The sequence below is a fragment of the Pseudochrobactrum sp. XF203 genome, from assembly GCF_020341615.1.
Lineage (GTDB): Bacteria > Pseudomonadota > Alphaproteobacteria > Rhizobiales > Rhizobiaceae > Pseudochrobactrum > Pseudochrobactrum saccharolyticum.
Window position 1 is genome coordinate 81,831 of record NZ_CP084393.1, and the last position, 26,534, is coordinate 108,364.

Consider the following 26,534-nt stretch of genomic DNA (forward strand, 5'->3'; position numbering starts at 1 on the left):
TTTACACCTTTGAAAGCAACATGCGCATGCTTTTGATTTCCGGCCGAGCCGCTGGCGTGCCGGTGATTACGACCTTTGTTTGCGCATCAAGGTTGTTTGCGGGATAGGAAGCGCGGATATAAGTCTGCTCAACCACACCGTCGCCCAAGGGCGTTGCACTGGATACATTGACCTGAACATAACTGCCCGGAGCACCGATGCTGACCTGTGCGCCCGATCCTGCTGGCAGGAACGCATCGAATGTCACCAACACTTTATTGGTGTCAGTGGCATCAATAGCGCGGGTGTAATAGTCAGCCGTTGGCTGTAATTCCCCTTCCACAATCTGAACATCAGGGAACAGGAACGGGGTTACATGCTCTGATCCACGAAGTACCGCTTCCACCACAATATCTTCGTTCTGGATGTAATCCGCGAACTGGTGAATTTGTGAAGGGGCAGAGGTGATGATCTCATTACGCGCTGAACGGGTCAGGCGAATTAGCACCTCGGCTTCCGGATCAGGGATTTCAACGCCGGCACGAACGATCATGTCTGACATTTTCAAGGTTTTGAAACTGCCGATAGGGATCACCCGCTCGACCGGATCAAACTTGCAGGCCAACATGTCAAACCAAAGGTCTGCCTCGTTGTGAACAGTCCATGTCGATGCATTGGAGGATGACAACAGCACGCCAACCGTGAACGGCTGACCGGTGATCACCTCGTCCGTGTCGATATCGATCTTGCCGATTTCCGCTGTATAGAGCGAATGCTCAGCATCATCTGTCAGGACAACAAATGCATATTCACGACCGGCTTCCAGATAAACCGGAAAACGGAAGCGCGCGACAAACTGTTCGCCCTCAGTCAGATCAGTGGCAGGAACAAATGCTTCTGCAAGAACGATAGAAGTTGGCATACCCACTTCACACGTTCTGATCTGTACGAGCACAGCATTGGTATTTGATCCTTTCTTTGCGCACCACAAACGGATCGCAGAGAGACACCTTGCATTCACGAGAGTAAATGTCTGTGCCAGAGGATCGCGGCCTTCACCACGGCCACCATCGCCACCTCGTTCGCTGACGTTGTTGACGTTGGTGATGTTGTTAATCACCGTGTTGTTGATCACCGGCTGCGGCATTGTCTTGGATGAAGTCTCCAAGGCTGATGCAAGCCGGTATTCTTCAATGGTGATCTCCCCACGGCCAACATAGGTGCAGGATGCGCGAGTATTCGCAGACCCTTCAAAGAACACCGTCTTTGAACCTGATGGTACATTTGCAGGGATAGCGAATATCCCTGAAATAACACCATCTGCGTTTGCCGGAGCGTAGTCAGTAACCGGAAGTGCAATACCGTCGAACTCCAGAGCAGTCAGCTTTTCATTTTCAATAAAGCCTTCCAGTCTGAAATTAACATCGCGCTGACGAACAAACTCTGCCTGCACGATACGCTCACCGATTTTCTCAACGCGCTGCTCCAGAGAAATTCCTGAGATATATTCACCCTCAGGGGCTTCAAAGGATTGCGTTTGCGGTGAAGTCCAGCCCGTCTGCCGATCCGTAAAAATATCGGTCGAAGGCTCGACGCTTGCACGACCGGGCATTCGTGTGAATGTCTGATACGGGTTGATCTTCTTTGAGCTGCTACGACGTGGCTGTGTGATGATCGGGTATTCCGTGTAAGCAAGACATCGGATGCCGACAAACGACGGGAACTCATGCAGCCGTGGTATAATCGGCAGCGTCATTTTCCCACCGAACACCGCTGCTGTTTGCGGAATACCCTGATCCCGCATCGCATCATTACGGAGCGGATCAACAAACAGGCCGCGTTTTGCGCCGACATCACGGCCAGTGACGTCATTCTTGAGACGCTCCTGAGCAACCAGATCATAAAGATCAACGATTGCTGTGCGCATGTCCGTGATCTCATCATATGGCACGTTACGTACACCTGAGGCTTGAACAGCTGGCGGACGCCCCCAATCGTTATGGAGACGTGCCAGTTCGATCATGCTTTCCGGAATAACTGGCCGACGCGGACGGGATACAGCCGACACACCTTTGATATAGACTGGTGCGCCTGCCATATCGAGGCAGAGGGCATCAATGCGGGGCAGTTTGTAGGCATAGTCCAGCAGAACATTGGTACCGTTCGCCGCGCCCGTCACTGTGACTGTGTCACGGGTAACAGCGTCCGGCTGAATGTTTTCATTGTAACGGTATTTTACCGTGTAATTTGAACCGGGGGACGGCTCGGCGCCGTTCGGTGACCAGTCGATCTGGCCTTGCGACAGTATCCAGCTGGCCGGTGATGTATAAACAGTGCCACCCTGTTTAATTTCAAGAATGGCTGTGACTGACGGATGCTGCAGAGGATCAACCGCACCCGAGAAAGGACCATGAAGAACCGTTTCTGTCGTTTCCTTTTCAACCACAACACGGCGGACACTTTCAATCGGTGTTTTGGAAACCTTGAAAATCTGCGTTCCGCCAGTCGCTTCTGTGAAAGGGTGCGGCTCGGCATCAACATTGCGCAGATCAGGTTCTTCAGTGACCTCAACACGCATTGACTGCTGACGTACAATCCGGCGACCGCTGACATAGGCCACACCTTCGGCAATGGACAACACCTGTTTACCAGCACCATTCAAACCGACAGCTGTCACATCAAAGCCGGTATTCACAAAGGAGCCATTGCTCTCTCGCGAATATTTTTCCAAACTTTTGTAGATTTCTGACTGATCGGTATTGGTTTCAACGGTTAGAATTTTACCATCCCGCACCTGAAATACTGACTGCAAAGGTCGTGGGTCAGTTTCGAGCGAGTGCCCCCACGTCAGAATGATCTCAACGCGTGCAGCGCCTTCTTCCATAAAGGCTTCAGTGCCGGGTACAGAGCCTTTCAGGCTGCTGTCTTCGATATCGGTTACAAGGTTTTCCTGTGACCGGACACCAATTACCAATTCACCTGTGTTGGGCAGTACGAAAACAGTCTCATCAACATCATGTACCAGACCACGCATATAGATTGGGCAGGCAGGAAGACGGACACGAATATGGTCCGCGTCCGGTTCATCCACAATAGGATATTGGCCGTCCATGATACGGCCGTCTTGAATGATGTAATCACCGACACGACGCACCTGATCCAGCGCGCGTGACTGCAGTTCATTCATGTCAGTTGACTGAAGATAGATGCCCTGATGATCACGCCCAAGATCTGGAAACGCAATAGCGTGCTGTCGCCGGCTACGGTCATGTCGATCACCATAGCCAGGGCGCTTGATAATGCTGTTCATGTCGCCTCTCAGACGGTTATGACGAATGTCAGGGATTGGCTGATAGACCCGTCACGCACAATAGGCTGAAAACGGTCGGCCTGAATCATCGTGCCAATATTGGTGATCTCGATGTTGGGCATAAACATTTGCCCCTCTGGCACACCGGCAGCGAAAGCAGTGCCGATCATGATGCCCGCTTCGCGAAGCGTTGTTCCTACAGCATCGGATAAATCCAATTGGAAACGCACGAATACATGCGCTGTGGGGTCAACGCTTTTGCTGTAAGCAGCACCATCCGCCATAATAATGGTACCGGCCGGATCAGGTTTGACGTAATATTTCTCACGCAGCCGGGTTACGCCCACCTGAGCAACCAAACCGGTTTGCGCAGACATCTCGGCATCTAACTGCATTTGTTCCTCGGCATTTGACGGAGGAGGCAGGTTATCCCATGCCGCATCACCCTGACCAACGGCCAGGAACATGACGCTGTCGTACAAAGCGCGTGCGAGAAACACACGTCCGTTTTGCGTAAATACAGGCATTATTGGCCTCTTTGAACTATAAGTGATGGTTTGCCAAATGGCTGAATATTGAACGGCGCATTGCGGGTTGGAGTGGTCGCCTGATTGTTTAGATCAATATGGCGCGCTGATCCGCTGAGCAGAATTGCTCCTTCTTGCCGCGTCGGCATTCCGAGAACTAACGGACGGATCATACTGATATGCTGAGTGCGTTTAACTACGCCGCCGCCAAGCAGAGCATATACAGGCTGACGCCTGTTCACACGGAGTGAGAGCAAAGGCTCGGCATCCGAACGTTTGATGCCAGACCAATTGTTTACACCTGCATCACCATTCAATCGGTGCTTGTTTAGACGAAACGCCCGAACATCATGACCGGCTGTTACACGCGCAAATTCTGATCGAAGCGGCTTCGATGCTCTTACAAGATGCGTGACAGGGCGAACAAAATCGGTATTGCGCACCTCAAATGGTAAGTGAACCTGAAACCACCACCATTTGCTTGCTTTGGCGGGGAACTCTTCAATATCCCCGTCATGATTGATCCAGCCCAGCGCCTTGTGAATTGCAGCAGGTGTACCGATTAATCGCTGCCATTTGATCCCGTCACTAATCACAGTACGCAGGTCAGGAAGATATTCGGCAATTTCTGAGAGGCCGTATTCAGCGACAAGATAAGGTATCACCCTATCAATCGGGTGAAACTTCAACCCGCGCAACTCCACAATGCCGGGAGAAATTTCCGGAGAACGATCAAGTGCATCCGAAAATGACTTCTCTAAGAAAGTCATATTGCTCGGTAACAATGCGGATCGCTCTTTCATCAGTAATCGCGCCCCATGTAATTGAGTTTGATATTACCAATTGCAATCGCGGTACCGGCAGCAGCAACAAGCGGGACTGTCGGGGAAACCATTTCTATACGCTGTACGCCGGACAGATGAAGGCGTGCCTCGATCCAAGACGGGGTTAGATCAAAACCAATTGCAGTCTCAATATTCCAAGCCTTACGCAAAGCAGTTTCAAGCGGGGCTAGGTCAGTTAACGGAGCCGACGGGAGTAACCAAACATTGGCTTCAATTTCCGTCGTGCTTGTAACCGCTGCCTCAACAATTACTGTATCGTTGAGTGGGCGTACATCATCACTCATGACAATGTCCCGCACAGCGTCGAGCATTGCAGCATCCGGAATGCCGTCGTTTTCGTGCGAGAGAATTGCAACATGAATGATCGGCCAAAATTCTTCACGGAAAACAGCAACATCACGGATGCGCACGTCTGCCCGACGAGCTGCAGCCTTATACCAATTAGCTCCGCCTGCTGGTGATCGCGCCTGAATATTGAGAACGGTGCGGCTTCGCAACGCTTCATCACCCTCACCCCCCAATCGGACAACATCGTAAAATGCTGCAAGGTGCTCAAGGTCTGACCCTGTAGCAAACGCCAGCAGATTGGCCTTAGCCGCATCATTGATCCGCGCTCTTAGGAGTATTTCCCTGTAACTGCCAACTTGAAGTAACTTGTTAGCAAGTGAGCTTTCCAGAACGAGTGTCGGCTCAATAGTTGGGAATAAACGAATTAGTTCCTCTTGCATTTCAGCAAGACTTTGCTCGAATGAGATTGTTTCAATTACATCTGGCGATGGATAGCTATCAAGATTGATGGTCATATCAATACCAACCCTCGGCCAGCGGCGCCGCTTATTGTTAAATGTTTTGGACTGCCGGAAGTGAAGTTACCGATCAACGCCAAGGGGCGGTAATCGCCTTCAATACGAACGTGGAATTCACCGCTTCGGCTTACAGAAATTGGCGTGATTTTGGTAACCTTGTAACGTGGTTCCCATTGTTCAATTGCAGAAGTGACCGCAGCAAAAAAAGTAACGATTGTATCCGTTGTAAGATTTTCACCCATGAGCTTCGGTACTACAGAGCCATACCATTCACGCATGATACGTTCTCCAAAGAAGGTGGTAAGAAAGTCACCTATACATTGTTCAACGTGTTCCCAGCCGAAGATCAGCTCTCCAGTTACTCGGTTAAGGTCGACGCCGAGGGCTGCATTTTGTTCCATGCCGGTTTCTCCGAGGTTTCTCCCGCTTTACGCCGCTTGATCTTTTCCTCTTGACCCGCACCGACAGCATTATCATCTGGCGCGAGAACGAGAGTTCCGAGCGCCAATTCGTAAGCCGCCTGATTGTCCGATAGCTCAATCCTGCCGCTGTCCGGCTTGCGCTGGCCTGCCACATAGCGACCGGCGCGTTCGGTAATGAGATAGGTCTTTTTCATAGCTGCCTCTCTATGGGATGCGAAAGAATGATCGCCCTGTCGTTACGTGCCCGCACGTTGCAAGGTGGCCTTCCCGACAAACGGGGATGCCGCCGACGCGGAACGAGGGCGTTCCCTCTGCCATGATAGGGCTGTCGTGCGGCGGGAAGCCGTGCCCCGCAACACTGTCGCCTTTGACCGCGACCGGCTGGCCGTTCACGCGAAACCACGGCACTTGCAAGCCGAGTTGCGTCCCTCCGGCAGCATCGACACCGACGAGCGCAATTCCCGGCATGATTTACCCCAGTGAAAAATCAAAGTCAGATGCAACGGCGCGAAGGCCGTTGCCCGATAGTTCAAAAGTCGTTCCGTCACACTCGATCAGGAGGCGCGGAACTTTGACGACAATTTCGTCACCGCGCACCGCAACGGTCGCAGAGCCGAAGGTCATGACATTTTCGTCGCCCTTATCACTCGGAGATTTGTTCGCGTCGCTCCACGTCATAGGCAGCGCCAGACCTTGGCGGAAATCGCCCGATCCGTTCAGCACCGTCATTTGCTGCCCCCTTGATGGGGGAGCGTGAACCTTCAAAGCGCCTGCTACTTGAGCATACGGGATCGGAGGAGAGAGAAACGGCTCGTCGTCCGTCCCCCCAATGCGGAGACGGACGGTTCCGCCTTGCGGGTCAACCTCGTGAACAGTGCCCTGCGAAACCATCCCGTCGAAACGACGCTCGATCTCAGACGTTCGCCGGAGAAGGTCGGCGAGGAATTGGTCAAGCCTCATTCTCCGGCACCTCAAGTTCACCTGCCCGTTGCTCGGCAATCGTAAAGCCATCGGTAAGGTCAACGGCAGCGAGCTGGACAATTTCGTCAATCTTCACCGGCTTGGTTCCCATGATAACGGCAACGTCGTCGGCAACTCCGAGGTGACCGCGAGCGATTTGCCACGGCAAATAATCGCCGCCCGTTATCTCGGCTTCGATCAGCTTTGCGACGCCCGCATAATCGGCGTCGGCCTTCATAGCAATTAAGACCTTATCCCACGCGCTGCCTACACAAGGGGGTTCACCCGGCGTCGGTTCTTCAACGTGGTCAAGTGAATAAATATACTGCCGCGCGGCGTACCGAACGCCGTTTTCATCGTCCGCTCCGCGGCGGCTTGAAATCGAGTGAACGTTCGTAACCAGTGTGCGCCAAATGTCACCCCAAAACCCGCCGTCTGCGGAAAGGGCTTTCGCAATCTGCCAGCCGATCAGGCCGACCGTCGCCTCAAGCCCTGCGTCGCTTGACGGGATAGTTATAACTTCCGTTGTGTCGCCGTTCTCAACTTCGACCGTTACCTTTTGCGTGACGGCAATTTCGATCACAAGCTCAAGCTTATGATTGCCCGCGCGCAAGCCCTTTCCCGTTATGTCGATATTGTCGTCGTCAGTAGTGACGATAATCACCGGTTTGCTCTCTTTGCTTGCAACGAGGTTGACCGGATTAATCTTGCTGTCGAAAACACGATCCTCGGCGAACGTCCGGCCTTGAAGGGCGCGGATTGTAGCGAAGCGAACGGCGAGGGCTGTGAGGCTCATCGGTTACCATCCAGAACAAGAGAGATGACGATATCGCCACGGTCGGAGCTTTCCGGCGCGCGGGATAACTTGTAAGGCGGCTCATTCGGCCGCTGTATCATTCGAACGCGATCACCCTCCCGAAGCTCATACGGGATCGCTGCGAACACTTCGGGGCACAGCCATATGGCCGCATCCCTCTGCGAAAAGCGTGCGGTCGTGTTGATCTTCGATCCTTGCCGGGATCCGTCGAGAATGTCCGTCTTCGGCGTGAGCGCGACGACAGCGTAAACTCTAACGATTATGCGGGACGGGTCGGAAAGCTCGTCGGAAAAGTCGCCCTGTTTAAGCGGCTCTATCTGTACGACCTCACCAAACTCGCGTTGCACCGCCTTGAAGGCGGTGCGTACTGCGAGACTGTTCAACCGCATGGCACTTACTTCTTGCCAAGCATAAGAACCTTAGGACGTGTGCAGTATTGCAGGGCGTTCATCTGGGTATCGAGATGAATACCCTTATCGTTCGGCATTTTATACTGCTTGGTATAAAGGCGCTGACCGATTGTGTTCACAGTGTCAATGTAATCGGCAGGTGCGAACGCGGTTTTGAACAGCCCCGGAACACCGGTCGGGAAGAAATTCGCTTTGTCGCTTTCGATGAAGGTTTTCCCATCGATTACGCCGCCGCGATAGTTTTCCCAGACAATGCCGCCAAATTCAAAGATACCATAGCTTGAGCGGTTCGGGCCGATATAGCCCTCGCGCAGAATTTGCGCTTCCGACCAGCCTTTGAAAGTTTCGCGGACCTCCGGATGCGAGAGCAGAGCATCAAAGAAATTGTCACCGACAAAGGCATGAATACCGTTAAACGGAACGCCGCCCAGAATGTCGGACATTTTGCGGACGACTGCCGCGCATTTCTTGCGGAGTTCACCGTCAACAGGATTTGAGGCACCGAGAGCGAAATCGATCTCGTTTCCCTGCGTAACGCCGAACTCGGTAAAGAGGTTGAGCGTTGAACCGTCGGCATAGGTGACGATACCCTTTACCGCACCGAGGCGGGCATGTTCTTCGGTCACAGCGAAGTTGATGACGTGGGTCTGCTGGCGCTGGCCGACTTTCATCATGACGGTTTCAAGCTGGCGCTCGGTTCCAAAGGCGCGAACGCCCTGAACTTCTTCCGCATAAACCGCATCGTTGATTTCGAAATGCGGGATAATCAGGGAGCGCATATCGCGCTTCTCTTTGCCGATTGTCGTACCCGGCGCACCGCGCGGTGTCGGCGGTACGATGGTCAGAATATCGCCCTTCTTTTCAATGGCGATTGTCGTCGTATCGACGCCGCTGGCGGTGAAAAGACCCATTTCGCCAATGCGACCTGGCTTGTATTTCAGTTCGTTGATTGCGTCGGTCAGATTGGTAACCGAAAACGCATCGTTATTGAAAATGTCCAACATCTGCGAAATCTCCAAAAATTATTAAGTTACGTCGAGACGTTGGGCGTCAGCGAACGAGAATGCCAACGGAGGCGAGATCGGCAGTTGCCGCTGCCTTCTGCTCGGCGGTTACGTCTTCAGGCCATGCGATGCACTGGCCGTTAATTTCGGCGTCACGGAAGATTGCAGCGATCTTAACGGTTTCACTCGCACCGGTAACGGCCGGATAAATCGCGATAGCAGCCGCCTTTTCACTGCCGTCCTGACCGTCAGGGTCATACGAGACCGCGTGGTAATCGCCGGGGGTTTCAACACCGACCGCGATTTTAAAGCTGTCACCGGCCACAAACGCTGCTGTCCCCGCAGTGATCGTGAACTTGATTTCTTTGTTGAACGCTGCACCGACGGTGGCGTTGCCGAGGCTTGCGCCTGACGGGCTTTCAATCGCGAAAACAGTCGCGGAGGTAGCTGTCGCCGTATAGGTGCCGTTCTTCGCTTTCGAAGATACCGCAGGGGAGGCCATAGCAAGGGTACCGTCGCCGGTATTGCCGGAAGCGGCAACAACGGAGGTCGTTACGCCGCCGGCCTGCGCGAGCAGAGCCAAGACCGTACCGGCCTCGATATTCTGGCTTGCTCCGATGGTGACGCCTTCGCGGGAGCGCTGGCCGTTAGCCTCGCTCAAAATAAATTCTCCCGCATGGCGCGGTTCGTTGAACACTTTAGACATTGTTCAAATTCTCCAATGAGAGGGTTCAATCGCTGCGGATCGCGTGCGCCTGAAAGCGCTCTGGCGATCACATGCTTGCGTTAAGTTTGTCTGTGACTTTGCCCCACGACGCTTTTGTCTTTTCGACAGGGGTCTGAGGCTGGTCGGCCTTCGGGTCGAATGTGACAAGACCACTCGGAGCTTCGCTTGAGCGCTGACCTGTCGGCTGCGGCTGCTTCTGTTCTCTTTCCGGTGCCTGCTCGGATGTCGAAGCAGACAGGCCAGCGAGAGTGCCTTTCACAACATCAGCCGACAAGTCGGTCGTAAATGCGAGGTGCATTGCCGAAGCTTCGCGCCCTTTTGCTTCCGGCAAATTCAAAATCGCCTGAATACGGGTACGTTCCGCCGTTGCGCCGATCTTCTCGCCTTCCTTGCGCGCGGCTTCAATCTCTTCATTATTCATTTTTGCAATCCTCTTGCTGTTTGGTGGCGTTGGGCCGCGCCCTGCCAGTTCTGCGACAACCGCCTCGAATGTGCCGATGCGATCTGCCATCCCAGCCGCGACGGCGGCCGATCCGATAAGCACGTCGCCGCCGCCAAACTTGGCGATCACGTCGTCGGGCTTCACGCGACGGCCTTGAGCGACCGTCGCGATAAATACGTCTGCGAGTGCATCAATCGTGTTTTGAATACGAGCTCTGCCCTCGTCACTCGAAAGGTCTGTCCTCTTGCTGGGCGACTGCGAGGAGATAAATTCGCGCCGACCCGCTTCCGCATCTTTCTTGCTCGTGTCCTGAAAGGCAGCACGGACACCGATAGAGCCAAGGATCGCTGTGTCGGCGATCACGATCTCCGTTGCCTGCGATGCAAGCCAGTAGCCGGCCGAAGCCGCAGACCCGCCGACATAAGCGACAATCGGCTTGATTGCCTTGCCTGCGCGGATTGCCTTCGCCAGTTCATCAACGCCGGTCACTTCACCGCCCGGCGTATCGAAATTGAGAACAATCGACCGGTACGACGGGTTATCGAGGGCGGCTTGCAGATCACGCGCCATAATGTCGTAAGAGGTCGCACCCGAAATCGACGTAAAGATATTCGCGCGGCGGAAAAGAGGGCCGCGCGCTTCGATGATTGCGACCGTGCCCCGCTCCTGCAGGCGCTCGGCCGTCGGTACGTGCTTCGACCGATACGCCTCAAGTGCTTCGATTGAGACATTGTTTTCGCGGGCAGCGACGGAGAGAACGAGTTCCAGCCCTTCGGCTGTGATCGCCCACGGCTCCGCAAGCGCCGCCTGTAAGGCACGCGTTTCAGGCATAGAATCTTCCTTTAGGTTAGTACCGGCGCGAGCCGCCTCGGATCGCAAAGCGCCGATTAACGGGCGGCAATCCTTGCAGTTTGCGGCACTCATCCTCGGCGTCCTGAAACTCTCGACGGAGGATCAAAAGGTTTCCTTGCAGGATGGACGTTTGTACCTCCTGCTCGTTATCGCCATGCCGGAAGCGGACGCGCTGCGCAGAGCCGCCCGCAAGCCGGTCATAGTAAGCGTCTTTCAACGCTCTCGCGCGTTCACATGGGTTATCCCAATTAACCGCAACCTCGTCAGGGTGACCGATTACGTCGTCCGTCATTTCGTTTCGTCCTCCGTAATCAGTTTGTCGCCTACAGGGTCAGGCGTCATTGTATCGCCCTCCGGTAGGTAAAGAGTGGCACGTTTCTTGGCTTCACGGGAGCGCTGTTCATAAACATCCTCCCAATCGACGCCGAGATCGTTGCAAATCATTTCGTCGGACATGACGCCCATACGTTTGTAAACCTCGTGAGCCTTTGCGGCTTTGAGGTCATCGGCCTGCGGTCGGGCAGGCCCGCGCCAGTCAGCCGAACAGGCTGCGGAGCGGTTCTCAATGAACCCCATCAAACCGTTAGGGAACGGGATATTCCCCGCCTCTATCTCCTCCTCAAGCCATGCCTCGTAAACGTGTTGAAGAAAGCGGCCGCAGATATTTTTACGGCGCGCGAGAACGAGAGGCCATTTCTCGGCAGTCGCCATGCGAACGGACGAGTAAGTCGCACCGGTGTAATCACCGGTCAGCGTTTCGACCGTCATGCCGAGGCAGGTCGCAATCTCACGGAGGAGGAACTTGCTGAAAGCCTCATAGGTATCGTTCGGATGCTCCGACCGGTTCATCGTCAGCTTCTCGCCGGGGAACAAGTGAGCAATGCGCCCGCCTGATCCGAGGTCAATTTTAGTCTGCTGATACCAAGCTTGTTTAAAGCCGAACAGCGTCTCGGCCTGTGAGCCTGCACTCGCGTCCTGTTCGTTTTGATCTTGCAAAGCGTTCAAGAGAGCTTCGGTCGGTGCCTCGCTTTCGATTGTCGCGGCAAAGACAGCCTGAATAAGCGCGGCCGTCAGCGTCGCGTCGGCAAGTTGGTCATACTGGCGAAGAACGCGCAGAACAGGAGCAAGCGGCGTAATACCCCGAACCTGTCCCGGCGAGCCTTCGAAGACATGCACAACCTGCGGCCGCCCTGCGCCGTCGCGGGCTGCAATATCGATCTGCTCACGAAAAACACTGTCTCTTGTAAAGCGATACGAAAGCGGGAACCCGAAATCATCTGTCCGAATTCCCTGATACATTCGCGTCATGGCGTCCGTATCTTGAACAAGACGGTGCGGCAAAACGAGTTGAACCTTTGTTCGCGTTGTCGAAACGTCGCGTCGGATCGACGGGAGGAGGCTAACAGCCTCGCCATAGGCGAAAGCGGTTTTGAGAACCATCCCTGTGAGCTGCCCCATCGAGTGCTTTCCGGCTGCGTCGCACTCAACCGGATTTTCAGACCAGAGTATCCAGCGGCGTTCGACTTTACTGATCCATTCCTCTGTTTGTTTTTCATCCCATCCGAGGACGGTATGATCCGGTGTCGGGTTGAGGCGCAGGCCGGTGCCGATGGTACTCGCTACAGCCTGATTAACCGCTCCGGCAATCCAGCCAGAATTTTGCAGTGCGTCGATCGCGCGGGCGGCAGCTTCGATATAGGCAGAAAGCACATCTTCGCGGGTATCTCGAAGAGCAGGACGCCACGCGAAGAGCGCAGCAGCCCCGCCGCTGCCAGGCGACCGGAAATACTGCGCGGAGTGCTGCGGGGAAGACGCCGGAAGGTTATGCCCCGCGCCTCCAACGGCATTTCGTAAGATATCAGAAGCGCGAGAGAGTAAACCCATTGTCACAACCCATTAAATCCAGCAGCAAGCCGGGCAATACGGTCGAATTTCGACTCTGCCTCCGCTTTTGGCGCGCCGTTTGCATCAGGAACTGAGATTTTTGGCTCAGTTTTGTCGTCGTCCTTTCGACGCGAACCGGGACTAATCCGATGCGCGTTTAGTTGGTAGCCAGCCGCCGCCGCCAATGCCTCGCAGTCAAGATAATGGTTCTCGCGGGAACGCTGAACCCAGACCGGAGCACCAGTCGGCGAGGTTGTTCGAGCTTCACTTACGATCTGTTGGCAGTAATCATCCGCCGTTTCCCCATGAAGATACCAAGCTCCGAGAGAGGCCTCGCCGTCTTCCCTGATATGCGGGTACCGCAGGCGCTCATGAACCCAACTTTTCCAGTGATCAGTATCGAGCAAGTGCAGGGTAAGACCGTATTTAGAGGTCTTACCGTCGGCCTTTACTTCGATCTTTGACTGAATAATCGGACGTGTTTGTGTCCTCCGCCCTTTCGTCGGGAATACGAACCGAGGGAAACGCCGTGCGAACGAGTAAACACGATGTTCAGGCACGGCAAATTTCTTGCCCGGGCGGAAACCACTATCCACGAACACAAGACGGATCTGCAGACCATCAATCGGCTGCGTAATGAGATCGGCCAGATCATCCCATACTTCTTGTTGAGAGGTATCTCCCCACAGGTCACCGCTATCGATCAGCCAAGAGGTGGCACGCGCGCCCCACGCTCGGATAACGAACGGGAGGCGGTTTTTCTGAACGTCAATACCAGCCGTTAAGAACAGGGCTTGATCCGGAAGGGTTCGGGGAAGGTACGGTGCTTTAAGCTTTGCAACTTCCTGCCACTCTGGAACATCACCACCGCCCGGCGTATAAACCTCACCGAAACCGGCGTTGACAGCAGTCTGAACCTTGTCGGTTTCACCCGATGCGAGTGCTTTTAGATACGTTTCCGCCCTCTCCCCGAAAGAAACGAAAGGTGAAGCGAGGCCAGATACCCAGAACGATAGCGTCGTCGTATCGGGAGGATCGCCGAGTACGCTCCCGTCCACATTAACTGTTTGCCCCGGCGCAACATAAATGCCCTCGGCGTTCATGGCCTCTTTGTGGACTTCCTCGATAACGCACCCGTTACGAGGACATTCGATAAAGGCTTCGCGACGCGCCTGTGCGGGCGTCGCGGTTTTCGGCCATGATAAGCACTTGAACCGAGGAACAAACCATTCGCGACAATGCGGGCAACGCCATGTCCAATGATGCCGCGTGCCCTCCTGCCAAAGTCGCCAGATCGGCGAGGTTACATCCTCAGGGGCAACAACCCCCCAAAATTCAAGGCCGCTTTCGTGATCCATCTCAGTTTCGACCATCCCCTGCGACGGCGTTGAAGTTATGCCAGTCATGAAGTCCGCATATGTAATACCGCGAGCTTCGACAAGACCGAGTGGGTCGCCTTGTCCTTTAATGTTCGAGAGCATTTCGTCGTATTCATCGACCAGTGCCAAACCGGCAGGGTCGGATTTAAGAGCCGTTGAAGAACCGGCATGAGCCAGGCGAACGGTAACACCCGCGACACGCTTCAAGGTCTTTTTCATACGCTTACCGCGCGCCAGCTTGCGCTTGAGTTTCGGAGCCTCGTCAAAAAGCCCCATCAGGCGCGGCTCAAACTGGTCAGTGAGGAATTCACGCGACGGACCCACGTAAAGAATAGGAACTGGCCGCGTATCACAGCGGTAACCGATTACGTCAAGGATCGTCTCGGTCTTGCCGCTCTGCGCACCGGTGACAAGGACGTTCCGGGTATAACGGTTATCATCAAAACCCCGCGCATAAGGGACAATGTAAGGTGTAAGTAAAGGGTCACGTTGACCCGGCTTTCCGGAGGTCGGTGGGTAAACTCGGTTATCCGCCCCCCATTTGTCAGGAGTCGTTTTCTCCGTCGGCTCCGAAAGGATCGCTGCCAGATCGTAAAGCCTCACCCGCTTCTCTGAACTTGCCTTGTGATCGAGCAAACGCCCCATTTAATCCCTTCTCAATCTCCGCGCGCAATTTCACATCGCGCGTTACCGCTGCGGGGATGCCGGTAAGTTCTGCGCGTAGTGTTGCAAAAACATTTGAGACGACGGCTTCAACGTCTTCCATATCGACGAGGCGACCTTCCTCTTTCCCGATCCGGAGTTCGACCTCTCTTTGCCGTGCGGCCTTAAGGCCGCTGTCAGCTGCTGCTTTAGATGACCTTCGTTCCTCGTCTTTAAGGGAGCGGACATAACCTTGTACAACAGCAACCAGTGGGTACTTTCCCTTGATTGCCACGGGGATATAACCATTCGCCGATAGCTGACGAAGCCATTGAGATGTAATACCCAACAGTGAAGATGCCCCACTCGTTGACAGCATTTCTTCACCCGTAAGGTCGATGATTGCGGACGAGGTCGAAGATGTTGTGGCCTTTTTTGCCATTTCGATTTTCCTCAAAATGCAAAGCAAACTCCGATTTTCCAAATTTGGAAAACGCTCATATTTAGGGGTGCAGCGTGACCGCACAGCTTGCCTATGGGGTAAGGTACCTTTTCTTCGCCCCTTGACGTTGCAATGCAGAGGCGCACAGAGCGGTGAAGGCAAACGAATGACTTTGATGTAGCTCGTTACACCTTGCTCGTCTGCGGCCCTCTATGTGACTTTCCCTCTGGCGCATCGCCTACCACTTGAACAGGCGTATGAGCTCGTGCTCGACGCGCTTCATGGTAAACCCGTCGACTTGCTTCCACTTAGCTACGGTTGGATCTTTGGTGATCTCTCTCGCAATGTTGGGACCGAACAGCGGTTCGACTGGCCCGCGTTCTGGACTGGTACGTTTATAAACCTTGCCATCATAAGCAGGCACGATGAATGTGGATTTGAAAACTCGGCGCTGTTTCCAAGGCGCAGCGCTTACGCCTTTCTTACCTTGCCTTGCTGCGAAGAGGTTGAGGTTCATCTCATTACCAGTCGCTTCAAGGGAGTAAGAAAGTTTATTCGGGTTAGCCCGTTTTGTTTCAACGGCCTTATTAATTAAGCCGTATTTAATTCCGGTCTGACTGACGAGGGAACGCTTGACCTGTGTCCGCGCCATGTCGCCGCCTCGGTTAAGAGCATTTGCAAATATACGTTTAGCTTTTCCCTCACCTGCGACGTTCAGGGCTTTGCCAAAGGTATCATAAATGCCGTCCTTTGTGATGACGATATCACCGGACATAACTATTCACTCTCTCCATGTTTGGACAATAAAAAACCCCGACAGGGGGTAAACTGTCAGGGTTCGTTTAATGCTGTCATAGCTCATAAAAACCGAGCATGATAATCATTATCATTCATTTCTATGCCGTCAATATAACCAGTTAAACTTATGATTTTACTCAATTATATTTAAATTTATTAGTATAAATTAAGGCAATAAAAAAGGCCGGGGCAACTCTGCACCGACCTTCCTACTCACCATTTAATTACCAGTGCCAGTACATCCGTGGTCAAAGGTTTAAATTGATGAAGACGTTTGTGAGCGCTGTGAGAAACGCGCTGCATAGCAACGTCTATGAAACCAACATAGATAGCGATTGTGTTCTAAACAAGGATACAACCGATTTTTTAATTCTGCTGTACCCAGTTAAGTTTGTCAGAGGTAACTCCTACCTCTGATGCAACCTTAATTGCTCGCTCCTTCAACTCCTTAGGAACCTCTGCTGTGCGTGATAGAACCCAAAAATATTTTGGACTTGAACCAACAATAATTGCCCAACGATAATCTTCATCAAGTGCCACAATGTTATAGCCACCATAAAATGGGCCAAAGAACGAGACTTTAAGAGCGCCTTCATATTTATCGCGCACGAATTCAGCCGTTCCCGATGCACGCTTATATCTACCAGAATTTTCATCAACAACGCTGTTAAGCACATTCACTGTGCCATCACCATTAAGCGTGTATTCAGCGGTTGTTTTAATCAGACCTTTTTCAAATCTGTTATCAACGCGCGCGACTTCAAACCACTTACCTAGATATCGATCAAGCTCGAAACCAGTAACCGGGGACACATTTTCGGGAATTTCAGGGTGGGAAGCTTTATATAGCTTATATCCTGCGAACAAACCCACTGCGGCCAATAATAGCTTTTTTGCGTTCATAACAAACTCCTGTCAGTTATAAAATGAACGCATCTAACTGGGTGTAGTTCCTTTAGCTGCAAACGAAAAACAAAAAGGCAGCCTTTAAGCTGCCTCTTGCATTTCCGGATTATGAATTGGTTTTGCCCCTTCACTCATCCAATGCATGACTGTTGCCATCTTACCTAAATCTATACCTGATTTTGGCAGCATTGGCGACACCCTTGACCAGTCAGGGCATTGTAAGGATTGGGCTTTTTTCCAAATGATCGCGGCTAAATCAATTATCTGAGCATCTAAGCGTCGCTCTGCAGTCCTACGAACACGACCCGTTTTTTCGCAGAATGACCGGAATGACCCCACCTTTTTCGGCGCCGCCATACACATGGCATACTGTGAAAGGATCAATCGGCGCTCGATATCGTGCACATACTCCGGAACCCAATAGTATAACACTTCCTCAGCTCTGCTAATTGCCTTGCTGGATGGCACATATCTAATATTGCTTCCGTTATTTCCATAACCCAAAGAATGCCCGCCGATAGTTTCATCCTGATATGTAGGCCAGAATGTCCGAACTGCAGATGGCCGGATCATACCAACATTCAAATGCAGCATCGTGTCTGCCGCTTCAATGATCCGTGCACGAACCACAAATGATAGCTCCATAATGAGTGCAGCGTTTTCATTCAGCTGATTAAAGGTCAAGGCGGATTTCTGGCTCATCAAGTATGACCTCCAATTGCTTGTAAATTAAAGTTCTCAATGTCGGCCGGACTGGCCAAGGCCGTCGCGCTACAGCTTCACCGCGCAAAACACCTAGTGGAATCTGATCAAAGGCATCAAGCGCGTCGCCGGCTCGTTCCGCCCAATCTGGGCGCTGGATAAGCACATCAGAGATTGCCCCGATGGTTTCCGACCATAACTCGTCACGGTTATTGTTGGTCTGCCGGATACACCGCAAAACAAAGATCAGGTGACCATCACCATAGCTGTTACGGATTTCATGCATTGTACCTCTGGCGTGGCTCTGTGCTGCAGCTCGGCGTCGGTAGATCGGCACCAGCTTAATACCCAGACCGTCCAGAAGCGTATCAAGTTTCCCTTTTGCCATGCACCACCATCAGAACATTGCATCGAAAGAGGCTTGCGCAGTTTCTTCCTGCGGTGAGCGGAACACCGTATATTCCGCATCGAACAGAATTTGCGCATCCTGATTGGGTTCGCCACGGCGGCGCTTGTGATTGATCACAGCAGCTTTGCCGCGACTGGCATCATACTTCCGGACTAACTCGTCGCGGCGCTCCTGATGCGTCTCCTGCGGGATAAGCTCTTTGTAGAGCGGTTCCGGCCGATAGAGAGAAAACCACACATCAAGGTTCTGCTTTACACCGCCACCGCCATACGCATCGCCCATCATTGGCCGGATATTCCCCTTGGCTTTCCAGCGGCCTTTCCATTCTTCATTGCGCTGGATCAGGATAACGATTGCCACATCAAGAGATTTCGCCAGTGCCTTAAGCCCGCGATACAATGCATTCACGCGTTCAGCGAAAAGCTCATTCGATTTACCCGGAAGATTAATCATCTTGGCATGGTCGATAATGACCAGATCCAGTCCGGCAGAGCGCTTCATTGCTTCCATCTTGATACGAATGTCAGACAGGGTGCAGTCAGAGAACGCCACGATATCGAATGGCAAGTTCATGGACTTCATAAGCTCAGCCTCAATGCTCCCCTGCTCTTTCGTGTTCAGTGAATAGGAATCCAATCGGCCAAGACTGATCCGGCTTGCTTGCGCCGCTGCCTGTAGCGCCGCTTCTTCATCCGTGATTTCAATGGAGAAGAATGCTGACTTGAAACCGGCTGTTGCTGCATGGCGGCATTGTTGCAGGCTAAAGCTGGTTTTGCCGCCGCCACTATCAGACATGAAGCCGATCAGGTTACCACGGCGGATTTCTCCGGCGACTTGCGTAATCTCCGGCAGGAACCACGGTAACAGCGTATTCTGCTCAAGACTGGCCTTAGCAACCCGCTCAATCGCCTTTGGCAACAAGACACCGTATTTCATGGAACCGGCACGTTCATCACCTTCACGGGAGATTTCAGTCAAGCGATCTGCCGCTCCTGCAATCAGTTTTGCAGGGCTGGTATCAATCGGCATGGATACTGTCTGATCAATCAACGATTGTGCCAGCATATAAATCTGGCGGCGTGACCAGACTTCAAGAATGCCCCGCCCCCAGTCATAGACGCTCATATTTCCCACAGCTTCACTCGAAAGCCGGATAAGGTATTGATACAGGTTCAGATCATCACTGATTTTCAATTCTGCATTGATATACGGCTTGAGTGTCACCGGATTAGCGATGCGCCCCTCACTGATCATCTTTGCTGCTTTGGCATAAACATCAGCATGATGCTCATTTGAGAAATGCTCGGGCTTCAAAAAACCGGCAACGCGCCAATACGATGAATTATCCAGAAAGATACTGCCAAGCAGATACTGCTCGTGCTCAATCGCATCAGGAAGCTTGGGCTCGATAGATGAATGATGATAAGTCATTGCCGCGCCTCCTGATAAGATCTGATTATTTCTGCTGCGAGTTGCGGGACAATTGCGTTGCCGTAACCCTTGGTCGCAGCGCGTTCCACGCCAACGGATACCCCATCATCAAACAATAAGTGGCTGTAATTGCCTGCCATGGCGCGCCTTGCATCAACAAACGGGCTGCTATTGATGGAGAGTGACGAGCTCTCGCCGACAGATGAACATTCGATCTGCTTATATCTTTTCCATCCCGCGCCACTGCAGTCGGCCACCCAAAATAACCGTTGTCTTTCATGATCTGCCTCGACGGCACTAGCTGGGACAATTGTCGCCCCGCAGGCGTAACCAGCACTCTCCAAGTCCCCGAAAACCTCATCGAGCCATCCCCACGCAATCGCGTCTTTAACCTGTTCTCCAAAGATTGCTGAAGGTTGTACGATGCGGATGAGCCGATAAAATTCAGGCCATAAGTGCCTTGGATCTGCGCTTCCTTTGTTTTTTGCGTCGGTGAGGTTGGCAACACTGAACGGCTGGCAGGGGCATGAACCTGTCCAGAGTGGTCGTTCATCAGGCCATCCAGCAAGTCGAGCTGCAAGTGACCATCCACCAATACCGGCGAAGAAGTGGCATTGTGTGAAACCTTTGAGGTCGTCTGCATGAACATCTACAATGCTCCTTTCATCAACTTCGCCGTCCGCGATGTGACCGGCTTTGATTAGATTCCGCAGCCATTGGGCGGCATACGGATCAAATTCATTGTAGTAAGCGCTCATGCCGCCGCCCTCATACTCAGCATCTTAAATGTCTGTGTTTTTGAGGCTGCAAAGGCGATGCCAACAGCTTCGGCCATATCAACATTGGTGACTTTGATTTTCAGCTGGTTACAGCGGTCACGAGCAGCTTTTTTCCATAATTTTTCCTCTTGTGGATCCTCGCCATCCTTATGGGTAATTTTAACTGGTGGCTTGAACCCAGCCCCAAAAAAACTCTTGCGCCATGTTGCAGGAGGAATTGTTTGCCAAGGCAGACGGTACGCACCGATTATACTCACTACAGCGCCAATGAGAGCGTACAAAAGCATCTGGTTAGGATTGACCGTGTGTATGACTTTGGGGCCGTATAAGGTCTGAATTGTCTTCTTATAGGTCTTAATGTTTCGAAGCGGTTCTTCAATCGCAACGAAATCGGGACGCTCTGCTTTCAGCATCGTAACAAGTTGTTGAGCTAAGGATTCTGCTTTTTCTTCTGGGCTTGTACCAATAGCCTTGATAGAACCCGCCTTGATGGAAGAGAGTGAGGAGCTTGGTTCATACCACGCTAGGCCAGTAGTCGTAGCTACATCAAGCCCAAGAATAAGTGCCATCACACGGCCTCCAGAGTCGAAATGAGAGAATAGATTTCCGCGCCATCCTCAGATCGGGCAATCTTCAAACCCTCAGCTTTAAGCTGCTGGTTCACGCGGATTAGACTATTTTGGAACTGGACATAAGCGCCGACCGGCTGTGATTTCGGATTATCAAAACCGCAAGCATGCATGATGTTGCCACGGGCAATCCAACTGCCTGAATTTGCGCGCATGTAGACGCGCAGGCGATAATCACGAGTCTCATTATCTTGCTGTAAGGCTGGCGCGGTTGTCATTATTTACCCAATTATCCAGAGATATAATGGAGCTACGATCAGAGCAGCGGCCACGAAATAACAGGCCGCCGCCAGCATGATCAGCTCAGCAACAGAAGGCTGCTCTTTCACGCCGCCTCCTGATCCGGAAAGTCCGGATCGGCATCTTCGTCAGATTCCGAATTGATTTTTTCCATGGCAGACTGGAGATTATCGCGCATAAATTTCTGCCCCTTGTCCCAACCACGCAGCCATGCCGCATCTTCATCAGAACCGGCATCGTGTGGGCTTTTCGGGTCTTTGCCTGCAAGGCCAGCCAGTTCGCCCTCACCTTCAATCCGTTCGATTGCTGGTGCACGGTCACGCAGCAAATCCGACTGAAAGCCGGGAACAAGATTAAGCCATGTCAGGATAGTGCCCTGATTGAGATAGCGATCCGTCACTGTGGCTTTGTCGTCGGCATTCAGTGCTTTGATTGCAAAGTCTAGATCACCAAGAACAACGCCTTCGGACTGAGCAATTTTACCATCTTCTTTTTTGGCCTTGTTCACTTCTGCCAGTTTCGCATTGTGAACCATACGTTTACGCATATGATTGAAGAATAATGCCTTACGATCATTCTGTGTCAGTTGGGAATTATGTCCTGTTTTTGCTGTCATGCTTTTGCGTCCTTTTTTGCTTTAAAGAGTGCAGCCAAAGTCTCAGCCTCGCTCTCAATATCCTCCAGAGAAACATGCGGATTAATCGCTTTCTCGACTGCGATTTCATGCTGCAGCCGTCTCAGTTGTTCTTCACAAACATCGACATACGCCGCCCTGATACGAGCAAAGAGACTGGCATCCACCGTCTTTGCTCTGCCTATTCGGATGTTGTTCAGCGACCAGAAAGAAATCCCGTAACGGCTACCAATGCGCCGCATAGCGTTTTCTTGATCACCCCAACCTCTCGTTTCTTTCGCAACTATCTTCCGGACGTACCGGTTCGCTAAATCGGCGCTACACATAACTTCATGCACCTTCTGCTTACTTTCTTTGCACCACATGCACGAATTCCCTTGCTACGTTGATATCGGGAAACGCCGGTTTGTCCGGAGGTGTCAGAAAGGAACCGAATGAAATGAAAGCACCGGTGAAACGCTTGAGAAACAAATTGCCGGTGCAACTCGAACTGCCGCTTTCAGGTGACACTACGCTCCTGAACTGCGGGATTTACTGGTGGGAGAAAGGTGACGGTAATCGCCTGAAACCCGCCAATTCAAATGACCCGTTCACACTGGACGATAATTTTTCAGACCAGAATTGAGGCAGGTAATCTGTGGGGCTGGCGCGATGGGAGGAGTTGTCGCGCCAGCCCTTTTCCATGTCAGTTAAGCGGGGGAAGCAAATTAGACATGGAAACTGTTTTAAGCGGCCGCATCAGCTATCTGTGCAACATGCATCTGAACCAACATGTCATTGTCCAGAAGCATGCCTGCCGTGGCAGCCTGCTCAATCAAGAGAGGCCAATATCGAACAGGAATGGACTTTCTACGTCTCATTTCAGAGGCTGCAGAAGGCTTTACACGGATTGCTCTTGCAACCGCACCACTCCCACCAAATTTCTCGTACAACTCATTGATCGTTTTCATATCAACAATCAACACGATTAATGTTGATATGTCAACATGATTTATGTTGTGTATTTTGCGAATGTTGATTCATGGAAACAATGGGCGATAGACTCAGAGCAGCACGCTCTCGAGCAAATTTCACATCCGCAACGAAAGCAGCTGAAGCCCTTGGAGTTTCCGCATCGACTTATCGTGCACATGAGAACGGTCAAAATGAATTTGGCCCAGAAGAAGCCGACCGATATGCTCGGAAGTTCGGCACAACTGCAGCATATCTCCTAACAGGTGCAGGTGCAGAGCAAGCCACCTCCAAACCTCGCCTCGTCTCAAGCTTTGACCCTGATGATGATGAAAATCATGGCAACGGATATACGCGGGAACACTGGAAGCCACACACCGCCGGAGCAATACCTGAGCTTGATGTAAAGCTTGGTGCTGGAAATGGTACGATTGGTGAAGTGATTAATCTGCCGGTCGGCGATAACAGTGTATCCGGCCACAAGGTAATCCGCGAATGGCTTATTCCGGTTGATTACCTGCAGGATGAAATCAAAGCATCACCGCGCCACAGCACCATTATGGAAGTGATCGGCGATTCAATGCAGCCGACATATCTGCCCGGTGATCGAGTTATTGTTGACCTATCACAGGATACAATGAGCGCGGATACCGTCTATGCGATCAGCTATGACGATGAACCGCCCCAGATCAAGCGGCTGCAAAAAGTGCCATTCAGCGATCCGAAACAAGTGAAGATTATCTCGGACAATCCAATCCTTGAGACATTTTCAGTGGAACTAGACAAGCTGACGATCATTGGCCGTATCTGCGGGCATATTGCGCGAAAATAATCTTAATATTCACCTCAAAGAGGCAGGGGCGTTTATATGCAAACTGAAATTATTGCTCTATCTGCGTTAGCTGTGACCATAGCAGGCGCTTTATATAGTTGGGCATACAAGGCACCCAAAAGTTTTAGCCAGTATAGCCAAATGTTTGCAATGATTATAACCTGCGCCTCATTATTAGTAGTATCATATATGCATGGTTACAACTCAGGACTAATTGGCGCCTCCAAATTACAAGAAAAATACGTCAATACAAGCGAACTTGAATACTCAATAATATTGATATTTATAATTGGACTTACTGGTCTAATTACCCAATATTTATGCAAATTAATTGGTATAATTGCAAATTCAATAAGAGATGAAGGAAGTGCTAATAGCTCATCACAAAATAAATGAATACTCTTTCAGTGTGAGCTTGAGTATAAAAATTTGCATCAACCACTAAAATTAATATTCTGATATTCGGGGCTGATAGGCAAAGAGGAGGAGGGAGATGGCTGCAAAATGGGAAAAACTGCTAATTCTATGTAAAACATATCCTTCCCCAAGCGGAAAGTATGCTGAGACCTCCTGCGTTGCGGCAATCAATGAGCAAAAACAATTTGTTCGTCTCTATCCAATTCCATTTCGTTTAATTCGAAAACAAGATCAATTCAAAAAATGGCAATGGGCACGCATCCAAATTAACAAAGCTAAAAAAGATCATCGCCCTGAGTCTCATACAGTCAATGTGGATGCTATTTCATGTGATCCAGAGGCTATATCAACGAAGAACAACTGGAAAGATCGTAGGGCGGCTATTGAGGGCGCCTGTCAATTCACAAGCTTTGATGACCTTGAGGAGTTTCGCGCTAAGCACAATACTTCATTAGCATTTTTAAAACCAAGACGTATTATTGAACTACTAATCATACCGGTTCAAAATCCAAATTGGACCGACTTAGAATTAAATAAATTGTTACGCCGTAAGGATCAATCAGACCTTTTTGATAGTGGCGACGAAACAGAAATAAAATTACTCAGAAAACTACCTTACGATTTTTATTATCGCTATATCTGCGATGTAAATGGTGAAGAAAAAGAATACAAACACAAAATCGTTGATTGGGAGGTTGGGGCCTTATACTGGAATTGCGTTCAAAAACACAAAGAACACTGGGAAAAACCATTCCGAGACCAAATGGTAACATTTATGTCCTCCAGAGATTTAATCTTCTTTATGGGCAATATGCATCAATACCAATGGCAATGGCTAATAATAAGCTTAATTTACCCACCAAAAGATTTACCAATACCAACGACTGGAGACTTATTCGGCAGCTTCTAACTGAAATGTTGGCAACAGGTGTCGATTACGTTCGTATTTCACAGGGTCATCTCCATATAAATCAAAATGCGAGATTCCGTGTCCAACCAATTTTTCAGCGATTATCGATCGATGGCATGTTTTTGGATCGCGTTCAAAGCATAACATGCATGTAACTTTATTAGATGAAGTTTGAGCAAGTTCGCTGATACGATCTTCTGCTGCTGCTGTTTCAATATGCTCCGTATAAATTTTACGAAAGACATCATATTTGCCAGCTCTCGCAGCATCACGTCCAGGCTTAGGATCACCTAAAGTTTGGTATGAATGATACTCAATACCAACAGCTTCTAGATGCTCACGCAAAGAATTTTTTGAAAACCCTTTTTTACGAGACAAAGGTAGTGCACGGACGTCAGCCAAAACTTCAATGCCAACAACCTGCAATGTCTCTATAAATTTAGAAATATCGGTACCTTCGTATCCGATAGTATAAATGGTTTTCATTTCAAATTCCTTTCTCCGGCAGGAGAGCACTGAGGCGTTAACATATATTAAAAATAATCACCACCCTACCTTTTCAGGTCACAAAAGTCCGTATTTTAACAAACTGTGAACTCGTTATTCACAAAACTTGATGATGTAAATCATCTACTCAGCGCCCTTACGTTAATAACCCTTAACATAACCTATTGTTTTTCTTGGTTATGAAGGATGGTGAGGTAAGGGTTCGAGCTAAAGACCCCCCTACCCCCAGAAAGACAAAAGTCCTCCCAGAGGTAGGGGAATCTGTAACATGTCCTGAAGGCCGGAGCCGGTAATGGGACAGATGCTAGAACGCCTCTCAGCAGTTCGTCCTCAGTTCCTGGCAGCACCGTAGGACTTTCGACCCCCGCGCTTGTGGCTGCACCAGCAAAGGGAATTGCACCCTCGTCACCACTGAAATTTCAATGAGCGCATACCGCGCCGCTGTATCAACACATAACGTATCAACATAATTTATGTCAATTAACATTTTATATGTTGACATATTTCATGTTGATTGCCATGTTAGGCCCATCAACAGCACGAAGAAGCCCACGGGCTGATCTGCTTTTCACGATGGGGTTTTATGAAATGAACAAGATTGCTCTGAATGCCGCCGAGCGCATCATGCTCAAAGTCCCGACATTCTCCGGTTACGAATATGCCGATCCTCGCCTGATCAATGGCGCAACTTATGCGGACGTTATCAAGGCGGCTGGCGATTATGATGCCATTGAGATTTACCGGTTTGATGAACAGTCAATGCGCGTGACCGACATTACCGATGAAGTGTCTCTGCATTTCACCGGTGATATTCTGGATAATCCACCATTGTGGCTTCGCCATTCCGTCAGCTTCGGGAACATCGTTGCAGCTGAGCGCCGTTCAAACCGTGAATTTGCAGCCCATGAGCGCTCATTCGCTCAAGTAGCTCTATGAGGTGG

At 51.2% G+C, this 26,534-nt stretch carries 34 protein-coding genes; 5 read left to right on the forward strand and 29 right to left on the reverse strand.

Annotated elements, in window-relative coordinates; all coding sequences use genetic code 11:
- Nucleotide 1: 1 nt before the first annotated feature.
- The 27 genes from LDL70_RS16160 to LDL70_RS16290 all read right to left on the reverse strand — a co-directional run bounded on the left by LDL70_RS16160 (nt 2) and on the right by LDL70_RS16290 (nt 22,341).
- Nucleotides 2-3,289, reverse strand: coding sequence for a DUF4815 domain-containing protein (locus LDL70_RS16160; protein ID WP_225688998.1), 3,288 nt, complete (start codon nt 3,287-3,289; stop codon nt 2-4).
- An 8-nt stretch (nt 3,290-3,297) separates the two neighbouring features.
- Nucleotides 3,298-3,816 carry a hypothetical protein gene (locus LDL70_RS16165; protein WP_225689000.1) on the reverse strand — a complete coding sequence of 173 codons (519 nt, stop codon included), beginning with the start codon at nt 3,814-3,816 and terminating at the stop codon, nt 3,298-3,300.
- Nucleotides 3,816-4,619 (reverse strand): phage tail protein, encoded by an 804-nt coding sequence (locus tag LDL70_RS16170; RefSeq protein WP_225689002.1) that lies wholly within the window; start codon nt 4,617-4,619, stop codon nt 3,816-3,818. The genes LDL70_RS16165 and LDL70_RS16170 overlap by 1 nt, the downstream gene beginning before the upstream one ends.
- Complete coding sequence (locus LDL70_RS16175) at nt 4,619-5,464, reverse strand: baseplate J/gp47 family protein (protein WP_225689004.1); 846 nt, start codon at nt 5,462-5,464, stop codon at nt 4,619-4,621. Before LDL70_RS16175 ends, LDL70_RS16170 begins: the two co-directional genes overlap by 1 nt.
- Nucleotides 5,461-5,868 carry a GPW/gp25 family protein gene (locus LDL70_RS16180; protein ID WP_151159505.1) on the reverse strand — a complete coding sequence of 136 codons (408 nt, stop codon included), beginning with the start codon at nt 5,866-5,868 and terminating at the stop codon, nt 5,461-5,463. The genes LDL70_RS16175 and LDL70_RS16180 overlap by 4 nt, the downstream gene beginning before the upstream one ends.
- Entirely contained in the window at nt 5,826-6,083 is a 258-nt protein-coding gene (locus LDL70_RS16185; RefSeq protein ID WP_225689006.1) for a hypothetical protein, read from the reverse strand. Before LDL70_RS16185 ends, LDL70_RS16180 begins: the two co-directional genes overlap by 43 nt.
- Nucleotides 6,084-6,093: 10 nt before the next feature.
- Nucleotides 6,094-6,357 carry a PAAR domain-containing protein gene (locus LDL70_RS18090; protein ID WP_151159503.1) on the reverse strand — a complete coding sequence of 88 codons (264 nt, stop codon included), beginning with the start codon at nt 6,355-6,357 and terminating at the stop codon, nt 6,094-6,096.
- Nucleotides 6,358-6,360: 3 nt separating this feature from the next.
- Nucleotides 6,361-6,618 carry a hypothetical protein gene (locus LDL70_RS16195; RefSeq protein WP_225689015.1) on the reverse strand — a complete coding sequence of 86 codons (258 nt, stop codon included), beginning with the start codon at nt 6,616-6,618 and terminating at the stop codon, nt 6,361-6,363.
- A gap of 220 nt (nt 6,619-6,838) precedes the next feature.
- Nucleotides 6,839-7,645, reverse strand: a complete 807-nt coding sequence (locus tag LDL70_RS16200) for a hypothetical protein (protein WP_225689017.1) — start codon at nt 7,643-7,645, stop codon at nt 6,839-6,841.
- Nucleotides 7,642-8,055: a hypothetical protein gene (locus LDL70_RS16205; protein ID WP_151159500.1), complete on the reverse strand. Its 414-nt coding sequence runs from the start codon at nt 8,053-8,055 to the stop codon at nt 7,642-7,644. Before LDL70_RS16205 ends, LDL70_RS16200 begins: the two co-directional genes overlap by 4 nt.
- Nucleotides 8,056-8,060: 5 nt before the next feature.
- Complete coding sequence (locus tag LDL70_RS16210; RefSeq protein WP_151159499.1) at nt 8,061-9,080, reverse strand: major capsid protein; 1,020 nt, start codon at nt 9,078-9,080, stop codon at nt 8,061-8,063.
- Nucleotides 9,081-9,126: 46 nt separating this feature from the next.
- Nucleotides 9,127-9,786 carry a head decoration protein gene (locus LDL70_RS16215; RefSeq protein ID WP_213600163.1) on the reverse strand — a complete coding sequence of 220 codons (660 nt, stop codon included), beginning with the start codon at nt 9,784-9,786 and terminating at the stop codon, nt 9,127-9,129.
- 67 nt (nt 9,787-9,853) lie between these two features.
- A complete protein-coding gene (locus tag LDL70_RS16220; protein WP_213600162.1) occupies nt 9,854-11,080 on the reverse strand; it encodes a S49 family peptidase in 1,227 nt (408 codons plus the stop codon).
- A 16-nt stretch (nt 11,081-11,096) separates the two neighbouring features.
- Nucleotides 11,097-11,393: a hypothetical protein gene (locus LDL70_RS16225; RefSeq protein ID WP_151159496.1), complete on the reverse strand. Its 297-nt coding sequence runs from the start codon at nt 11,391-11,393 to the stop codon at nt 11,097-11,099.
- Entirely contained in the window at nt 11,390-12,985 is a 1,596-nt protein-coding gene (locus LDL70_RS16230; RefSeq protein ID WP_225689019.1) for a phage portal protein, read from the reverse strand. The genes LDL70_RS16225 and LDL70_RS16230 overlap by 4 nt, the downstream gene beginning before the upstream one ends.
- Nucleotides 12,986-12,987: 2 nt before the next feature.
- A complete protein-coding gene (locus LDL70_RS16235; protein ID WP_225689021.1) occupies nt 12,988-15,009 on the reverse strand; it encodes a terminase gpA endonuclease subunit in 2,022 nt (673 codons plus the stop codon).
- Nucleotides 14,909-15,448 (reverse strand): terminase small subunit, encoded by a 540-nt coding sequence (locus LDL70_RS16240; RefSeq protein WP_225689023.1) that lies wholly within the window; start codon nt 15,446-15,448, stop codon nt 14,909-14,911. Before LDL70_RS16240 ends, LDL70_RS16235 begins: the two co-directional genes overlap by 101 nt.
- Before the next feature lie 238 nt (nt 15,449-15,686).
- Nucleotides 15,687-16,223 (reverse strand): hypothetical protein, encoded by a 537-nt coding sequence (locus tag LDL70_RS16245; RefSeq protein WP_225689025.1) that lies wholly within the window; start codon nt 16,221-16,223, stop codon nt 15,687-15,689.
- 389 nt (nt 16,224-16,612) lie between these two features.
- Nucleotides 16,613-17,149 carry a lipocalin family protein gene (locus LDL70_RS16250; protein ID WP_225689027.1) on the reverse strand — a complete coding sequence of 179 codons (537 nt, stop codon included), beginning with the start codon at nt 17,147-17,149 and terminating at the stop codon, nt 16,613-16,615.
- An 84-nt stretch (nt 17,150-17,233) separates the two neighbouring features.
- Complete coding sequence (locus tag LDL70_RS16255) at nt 17,234-17,854, reverse strand: hypothetical protein (RefSeq protein ID WP_225689029.1); 621 nt, start codon at nt 17,852-17,854, stop codon at nt 17,234-17,236.
- A complete protein-coding gene (locus LDL70_RS16260; protein ID WP_151159490.1) occupies nt 17,826-18,242 on the reverse strand; it encodes a hypothetical protein in 417 nt (138 codons plus the stop codon). The genes LDL70_RS16255 and LDL70_RS16260 overlap by 29 nt, the downstream gene beginning before the upstream one ends.
- 9 nt (nt 18,243-18,251) lie before the next feature.
- Complete coding sequence (locus LDL70_RS16265) at nt 18,252-19,694, reverse strand: DnaB-like helicase C-terminal domain-containing protein (RefSeq protein WP_225689030.1); 1,443 nt, start codon at nt 19,692-19,694, stop codon at nt 18,252-18,254.
- Complete coding sequence (locus LDL70_RS16270; protein WP_370637858.1) at nt 19,691-20,452, reverse strand: DNA cytosine methyltransferase; 762 nt, start codon at nt 20,450-20,452, stop codon at nt 19,691-19,693. The genes LDL70_RS16265 and LDL70_RS16270 overlap by 4 nt, the downstream gene beginning before the upstream one ends.
- Nucleotides 20,449-21,042: a hypothetical protein gene (locus LDL70_RS16275; protein ID WP_225689032.1), complete on the reverse strand. Its 594-nt coding sequence runs from the start codon at nt 21,040-21,042 to the stop codon at nt 20,449-20,451. The genes LDL70_RS16270 and LDL70_RS16275 overlap by 4 nt, the downstream gene beginning before the upstream one ends.
- A complete protein-coding gene (locus tag LDL70_RS16280) occupies nt 21,042-21,320 on the reverse strand; it encodes a hypothetical protein (protein WP_225689034.1) in 279 nt (92 codons plus the stop codon). The genes LDL70_RS16275 and LDL70_RS16280 overlap by 1 nt, the downstream gene beginning before the upstream one ends.
- A gap of 107 nt (nt 21,321-21,427) precedes the next feature.
- Entirely contained in the window at nt 21,428-21,958 is a 531-nt protein-coding gene (locus LDL70_RS16285) for a hypothetical protein (RefSeq protein ID WP_225689036.1), read from the reverse strand.
- Complete coding sequence (locus tag LDL70_RS16290; RefSeq protein WP_213600152.1) at nt 21,955-22,341, reverse strand: hypothetical protein; 387 nt, start codon at nt 22,339-22,341, stop codon at nt 21,955-21,957. The genes LDL70_RS16285 and LDL70_RS16290 overlap by 4 nt, the downstream gene beginning before the upstream one ends.
- A gap of 74 nt (nt 22,342-22,415) precedes the next feature.
- On the opposite strand from LDL70_RS16290, the gene LDL70_RS16295 reads away from it, so the two are divergent.
- The gene (locus tag LDL70_RS16295; protein WP_225689038.1) at nt 22,416-22,601 is read left to right on the forward strand and encodes a hypothetical protein; all 186 of its coding nucleotides are present in this window, start codon (nt 22,416-22,418) and stop codon (nt 22,599-22,601) included.
- Nucleotides 22,602-22,701: 100 nt separating this feature from the next.
- Here LDL70_RS16295 and LDL70_RS16300 read toward each other — a convergent pair whose 3' ends face one another.
- Nucleotides 22,702-22,926: a carph-isopro domain-containing protein gene (locus LDL70_RS16300; RefSeq protein WP_225689040.1), complete on the reverse strand. Its 225-nt coding sequence runs from the start codon at nt 22,924-22,926 to the stop codon at nt 22,702-22,704.
- An 80-nt stretch (nt 22,927-23,006) separates the two neighbouring features.
- Between LDL70_RS16300 and LDL70_RS16305 the strand changes: the two genes are divergently transcribed.
- From LDL70_RS16305 to LDL70_RS16315, 3 genes are all read left to right on the forward strand, one after another.
- A complete protein-coding gene (locus LDL70_RS16305) occupies nt 23,007-23,759 on the forward strand; it encodes a LexA family transcriptional regulator (protein WP_225689245.1) in 753 nt (250 codons plus the stop codon).
- 36 nt (nt 23,760-23,795) lie between these two features.
- Nucleotides 23,796-24,155 carry a hypothetical protein gene (locus LDL70_RS16310; protein WP_225689042.1) on the forward strand — a complete coding sequence of 120 codons (360 nt, stop codon included), beginning with the start codon at nt 23,796-23,798 and terminating at the stop codon, nt 24,153-24,155.
- A gap of 97 nt (nt 24,156-24,252) precedes the next feature.
- On the forward strand, nt 24,253-25,086 hold the full coding sequence (locus LDL70_RS16315) for a hypothetical protein (RefSeq protein WP_225689044.1): 834 nt from the start codon (nt 24,253-24,255) through the stop codon (nt 25,084-25,086).
- On the opposite strand, the gene LDL70_RS16320 is transcribed toward LDL70_RS16315, so the two are convergent.
- Nucleotides 25,069-25,572: a DUF488 family protein gene (locus tag LDL70_RS16320; RefSeq protein WP_225689046.1), complete on the reverse strand. Its 504-nt coding sequence runs from the start codon at nt 25,570-25,572 to the stop codon at nt 25,069-25,071. The two genes, LDL70_RS16315 and LDL70_RS16320, sit on opposite strands and share 18 nt — an antisense overlap.
- A 609-nt stretch (nt 25,573-26,181) precedes the next feature.
- Here LDL70_RS16320 and LDL70_RS16325 point away from each other — a divergent pair.
- Entirely contained in the window at nt 26,182-26,529 is a 348-nt protein-coding gene (locus tag LDL70_RS16325; protein ID WP_225689053.1) for a hypothetical protein, read from the forward strand.
- Nucleotides 26,530-26,534 lie beyond the last annotated feature (5 nt).

Bases quoted from the DNA above. Each gene is read 5' to 3' on its own strand.
- LDL70_RS16185 (WP_225689006.1), bottom strand. From the start codon at position 6,083: ATGAAAAAGACCTATCTCATTACCGAACGCGCCGGTCGCTATGTGGCA.
- LDL70_RS16195 (WP_225689015.1), bottom strand. From the start codon at position 6,618: ATGACGGTGCTGAACGGATCGGGCGATTTCCGCCAAGGTCTGGCGCTG.
- LDL70_RS16315 (WP_225689044.1), top strand. From the start codon at position 24,253: ATGGCTGCAAAATGGGAAAAACTGCTAATTCTATGTAAAACATATCCT.
- LDL70_RS16310 (WP_225689042.1), top strand. From the start codon at position 23,796: ATGCAAACTGAAATTATTGCTCTATCTGCGTTAGCTGTGACCATAGCA.
- LDL70_RS16255 (WP_225689029.1), bottom strand. From the start codon at position 17,854: ATGAGCCAGAAATCCGCCTTGACCTTTAATCAGCTGAATGAAAACGCT.
- LDL70_RS16220 (WP_213600162.1), bottom strand. From the start codon at position 11,080: ATGCCTGAAACGCGTGCCTTACAGGCGGCGCTTGCGGAGCCGTGGGCG.
- LDL70_RS16175 (WP_225689004.1), bottom strand. From the start codon at position 5,464: ATGACCATCAATCTTGATAGCTATCCATCGCCAGATGTAATTGAAACA.
- LDL70_RS16320 (WP_225689046.1), bottom strand. From the start codon at position 25,572: ATGAAAACCATTTATACTATCGGATACGAAGGTACCGATATTTCTAAA.
- LDL70_RS16160 (WP_225688998.1), bottom strand. From the start codon at position 3,289: ATGAACAGCATTATCAAGCGCCCTGGCTATGGTGATCGACATGACCGT.
- LDL70_RS16235 (WP_225689021.1), bottom strand. From the start codon at position 15,009: ATGGGGCGTTTGCTCGATCACAAGGCAAGTTCAGAGAAGCGGGTGAGG.
- LDL70_RS16270 (WP_370637858.1), bottom strand. From the start codon at position 20,452: ATGAGCGCTTACTACAATGAATTTGATCCGTATGCCGCCCAATGGCTG.
- LDL70_RS16180 (WP_151159505.1), bottom strand. From the start codon at position 5,868: ATGGAACAAAATGCAGCCCTCGGCGTCGACCTTAACCGAGTAACTGGA.
- LDL70_RS16245 (WP_225689025.1), bottom strand. From the start codon at position 16,223: ATGTCCGGTGATATCGTCATCACAAAGGACGGCATTTATGATACCTTT.
- LDL70_RS16325 (WP_225689053.1), top strand. From the start codon at position 26,182: ATGAACAAGATTGCTCTGAATGCCGCCGAGCGCATCATGCTCAAAGTC.
- LDL70_RS16280 (WP_225689034.1), bottom strand. From the start codon at position 21,320: ATGACAACCGCGCCAGCCTTACAGCAAGATAATGAGACTCGTGATTAT.
- LDL70_RS16210 (WP_151159499.1), bottom strand. From the start codon at position 9,080: ATGTTGGACATTTTCAATAACGATGCGTTTTCGGTTACCAATCTGACC.
- LDL70_RS16295 (WP_225689038.1), top strand. From the start codon at position 22,416: ATGAAAGCACCGGTGAAACGCTTGAGAAACAAATTGCCGGTGCAACTC.
- LDL70_RS16230 (WP_225689019.1), bottom strand. From the start codon at position 12,985: ATGGGTTTACTCTCTCGCGCTTCTGATATCTTACGAAATGCCGTTGGA.
- LDL70_RS16165 (WP_225689000.1), bottom strand. From the start codon at position 3,816: ATGCCTGTATTTACGCAAAACGGACGTGTGTTTCTCGCACGCGCTTTG.
- LDL70_RS16225 (WP_151159496.1), bottom strand. From the start codon at position 11,393: ATGACGGACGACGTAATCGGTCACCCTGACGAGGTTGCGGTTAATTGG.
- LDL70_RS16170 (WP_225689002.1), bottom strand. From the start codon at position 4,619: ATGAAAGAGCGATCCGCATTGTTACCGAGCAATATGACTTTCTTAGAG.
- LDL70_RS16250 (WP_225689027.1), bottom strand. From the start codon at position 17,149: ATGAACGCAAAAAAGCTATTATTGGCCGCAGTGGGTTTGTTCGCAGGA.
- LDL70_RS18090 (WP_151159503.1), bottom strand. From the start codon at position 6,357: ATGCCGGGAATTGCGCTCGTCGGTGTCGATGCTGCCGGAGGGACGCAA.
- LDL70_RS16290 (WP_213600152.1), bottom strand. From the start codon at position 22,341: ATGTGGTGCAAAGAAAGTAAGCAGAAGGTGCATGAAGTTATGTGTAGC.
- LDL70_RS16215 (WP_213600163.1), bottom strand. From the start codon at position 9,786: ATGTCTAAAGTGTTCAACGAACCGCGCCATGCGGGAGAATTTATTTTG.
- LDL70_RS16265 (WP_225689030.1), bottom strand. From the start codon at position 19,694: ATGACTTATCATCATTCATCTATCGAGCCCAAGCTTCCTGATGCGATT.
- LDL70_RS16305 (WP_225689245.1), top strand. From the start codon at position 23,007: ATGGGCGATAGACTCAGAGCAGCACGCTCTCGAGCAAATTTCACATCC.
- LDL70_RS16240 (WP_225689023.1), bottom strand. From the start codon at position 15,448: ATGGCAAAAAAGGCCACAACATCTTCGACCTCGTCCGCAATCATCGAC.
- LDL70_RS16285 (WP_225689036.1), bottom strand. From the start codon at position 21,958: ATGACAGCAAAAACAGGACATAATTCCCAACTGACACAGAATGATCGT.
- LDL70_RS16205 (WP_151159500.1), bottom strand. From the start codon at position 8,055: ATGCGGTTGAACAGTCTCGCAGTACGCACCGCCTTCAAGGCGGTGCAA.
- LDL70_RS16275 (WP_225689032.1), bottom strand. From the start codon at position 21,042: ATGGCACTTATTCTTGGGCTTGATGTAGCTACGACTACTGGCCTAGCG.
- LDL70_RS16200 (WP_225689017.1), bottom strand. From the start codon at position 7,645: ATGAGCCTCACAGCCCTCGCCGTTCGCTTCGCTACAATCCGCGCCCTT.
- LDL70_RS16260 (WP_151159490.1), bottom strand. From the start codon at position 18,242: ATGGCAAAAGGGAAACTTGATACGCTTCTGGACGGTCTGGGTATTAAG.
- LDL70_RS16300 (WP_225689040.1), bottom strand. From the start codon at position 22,926: ATGAAAACGATCAATGAGTTGTACGAGAAATTTGGTGGGAGTGGTGCG.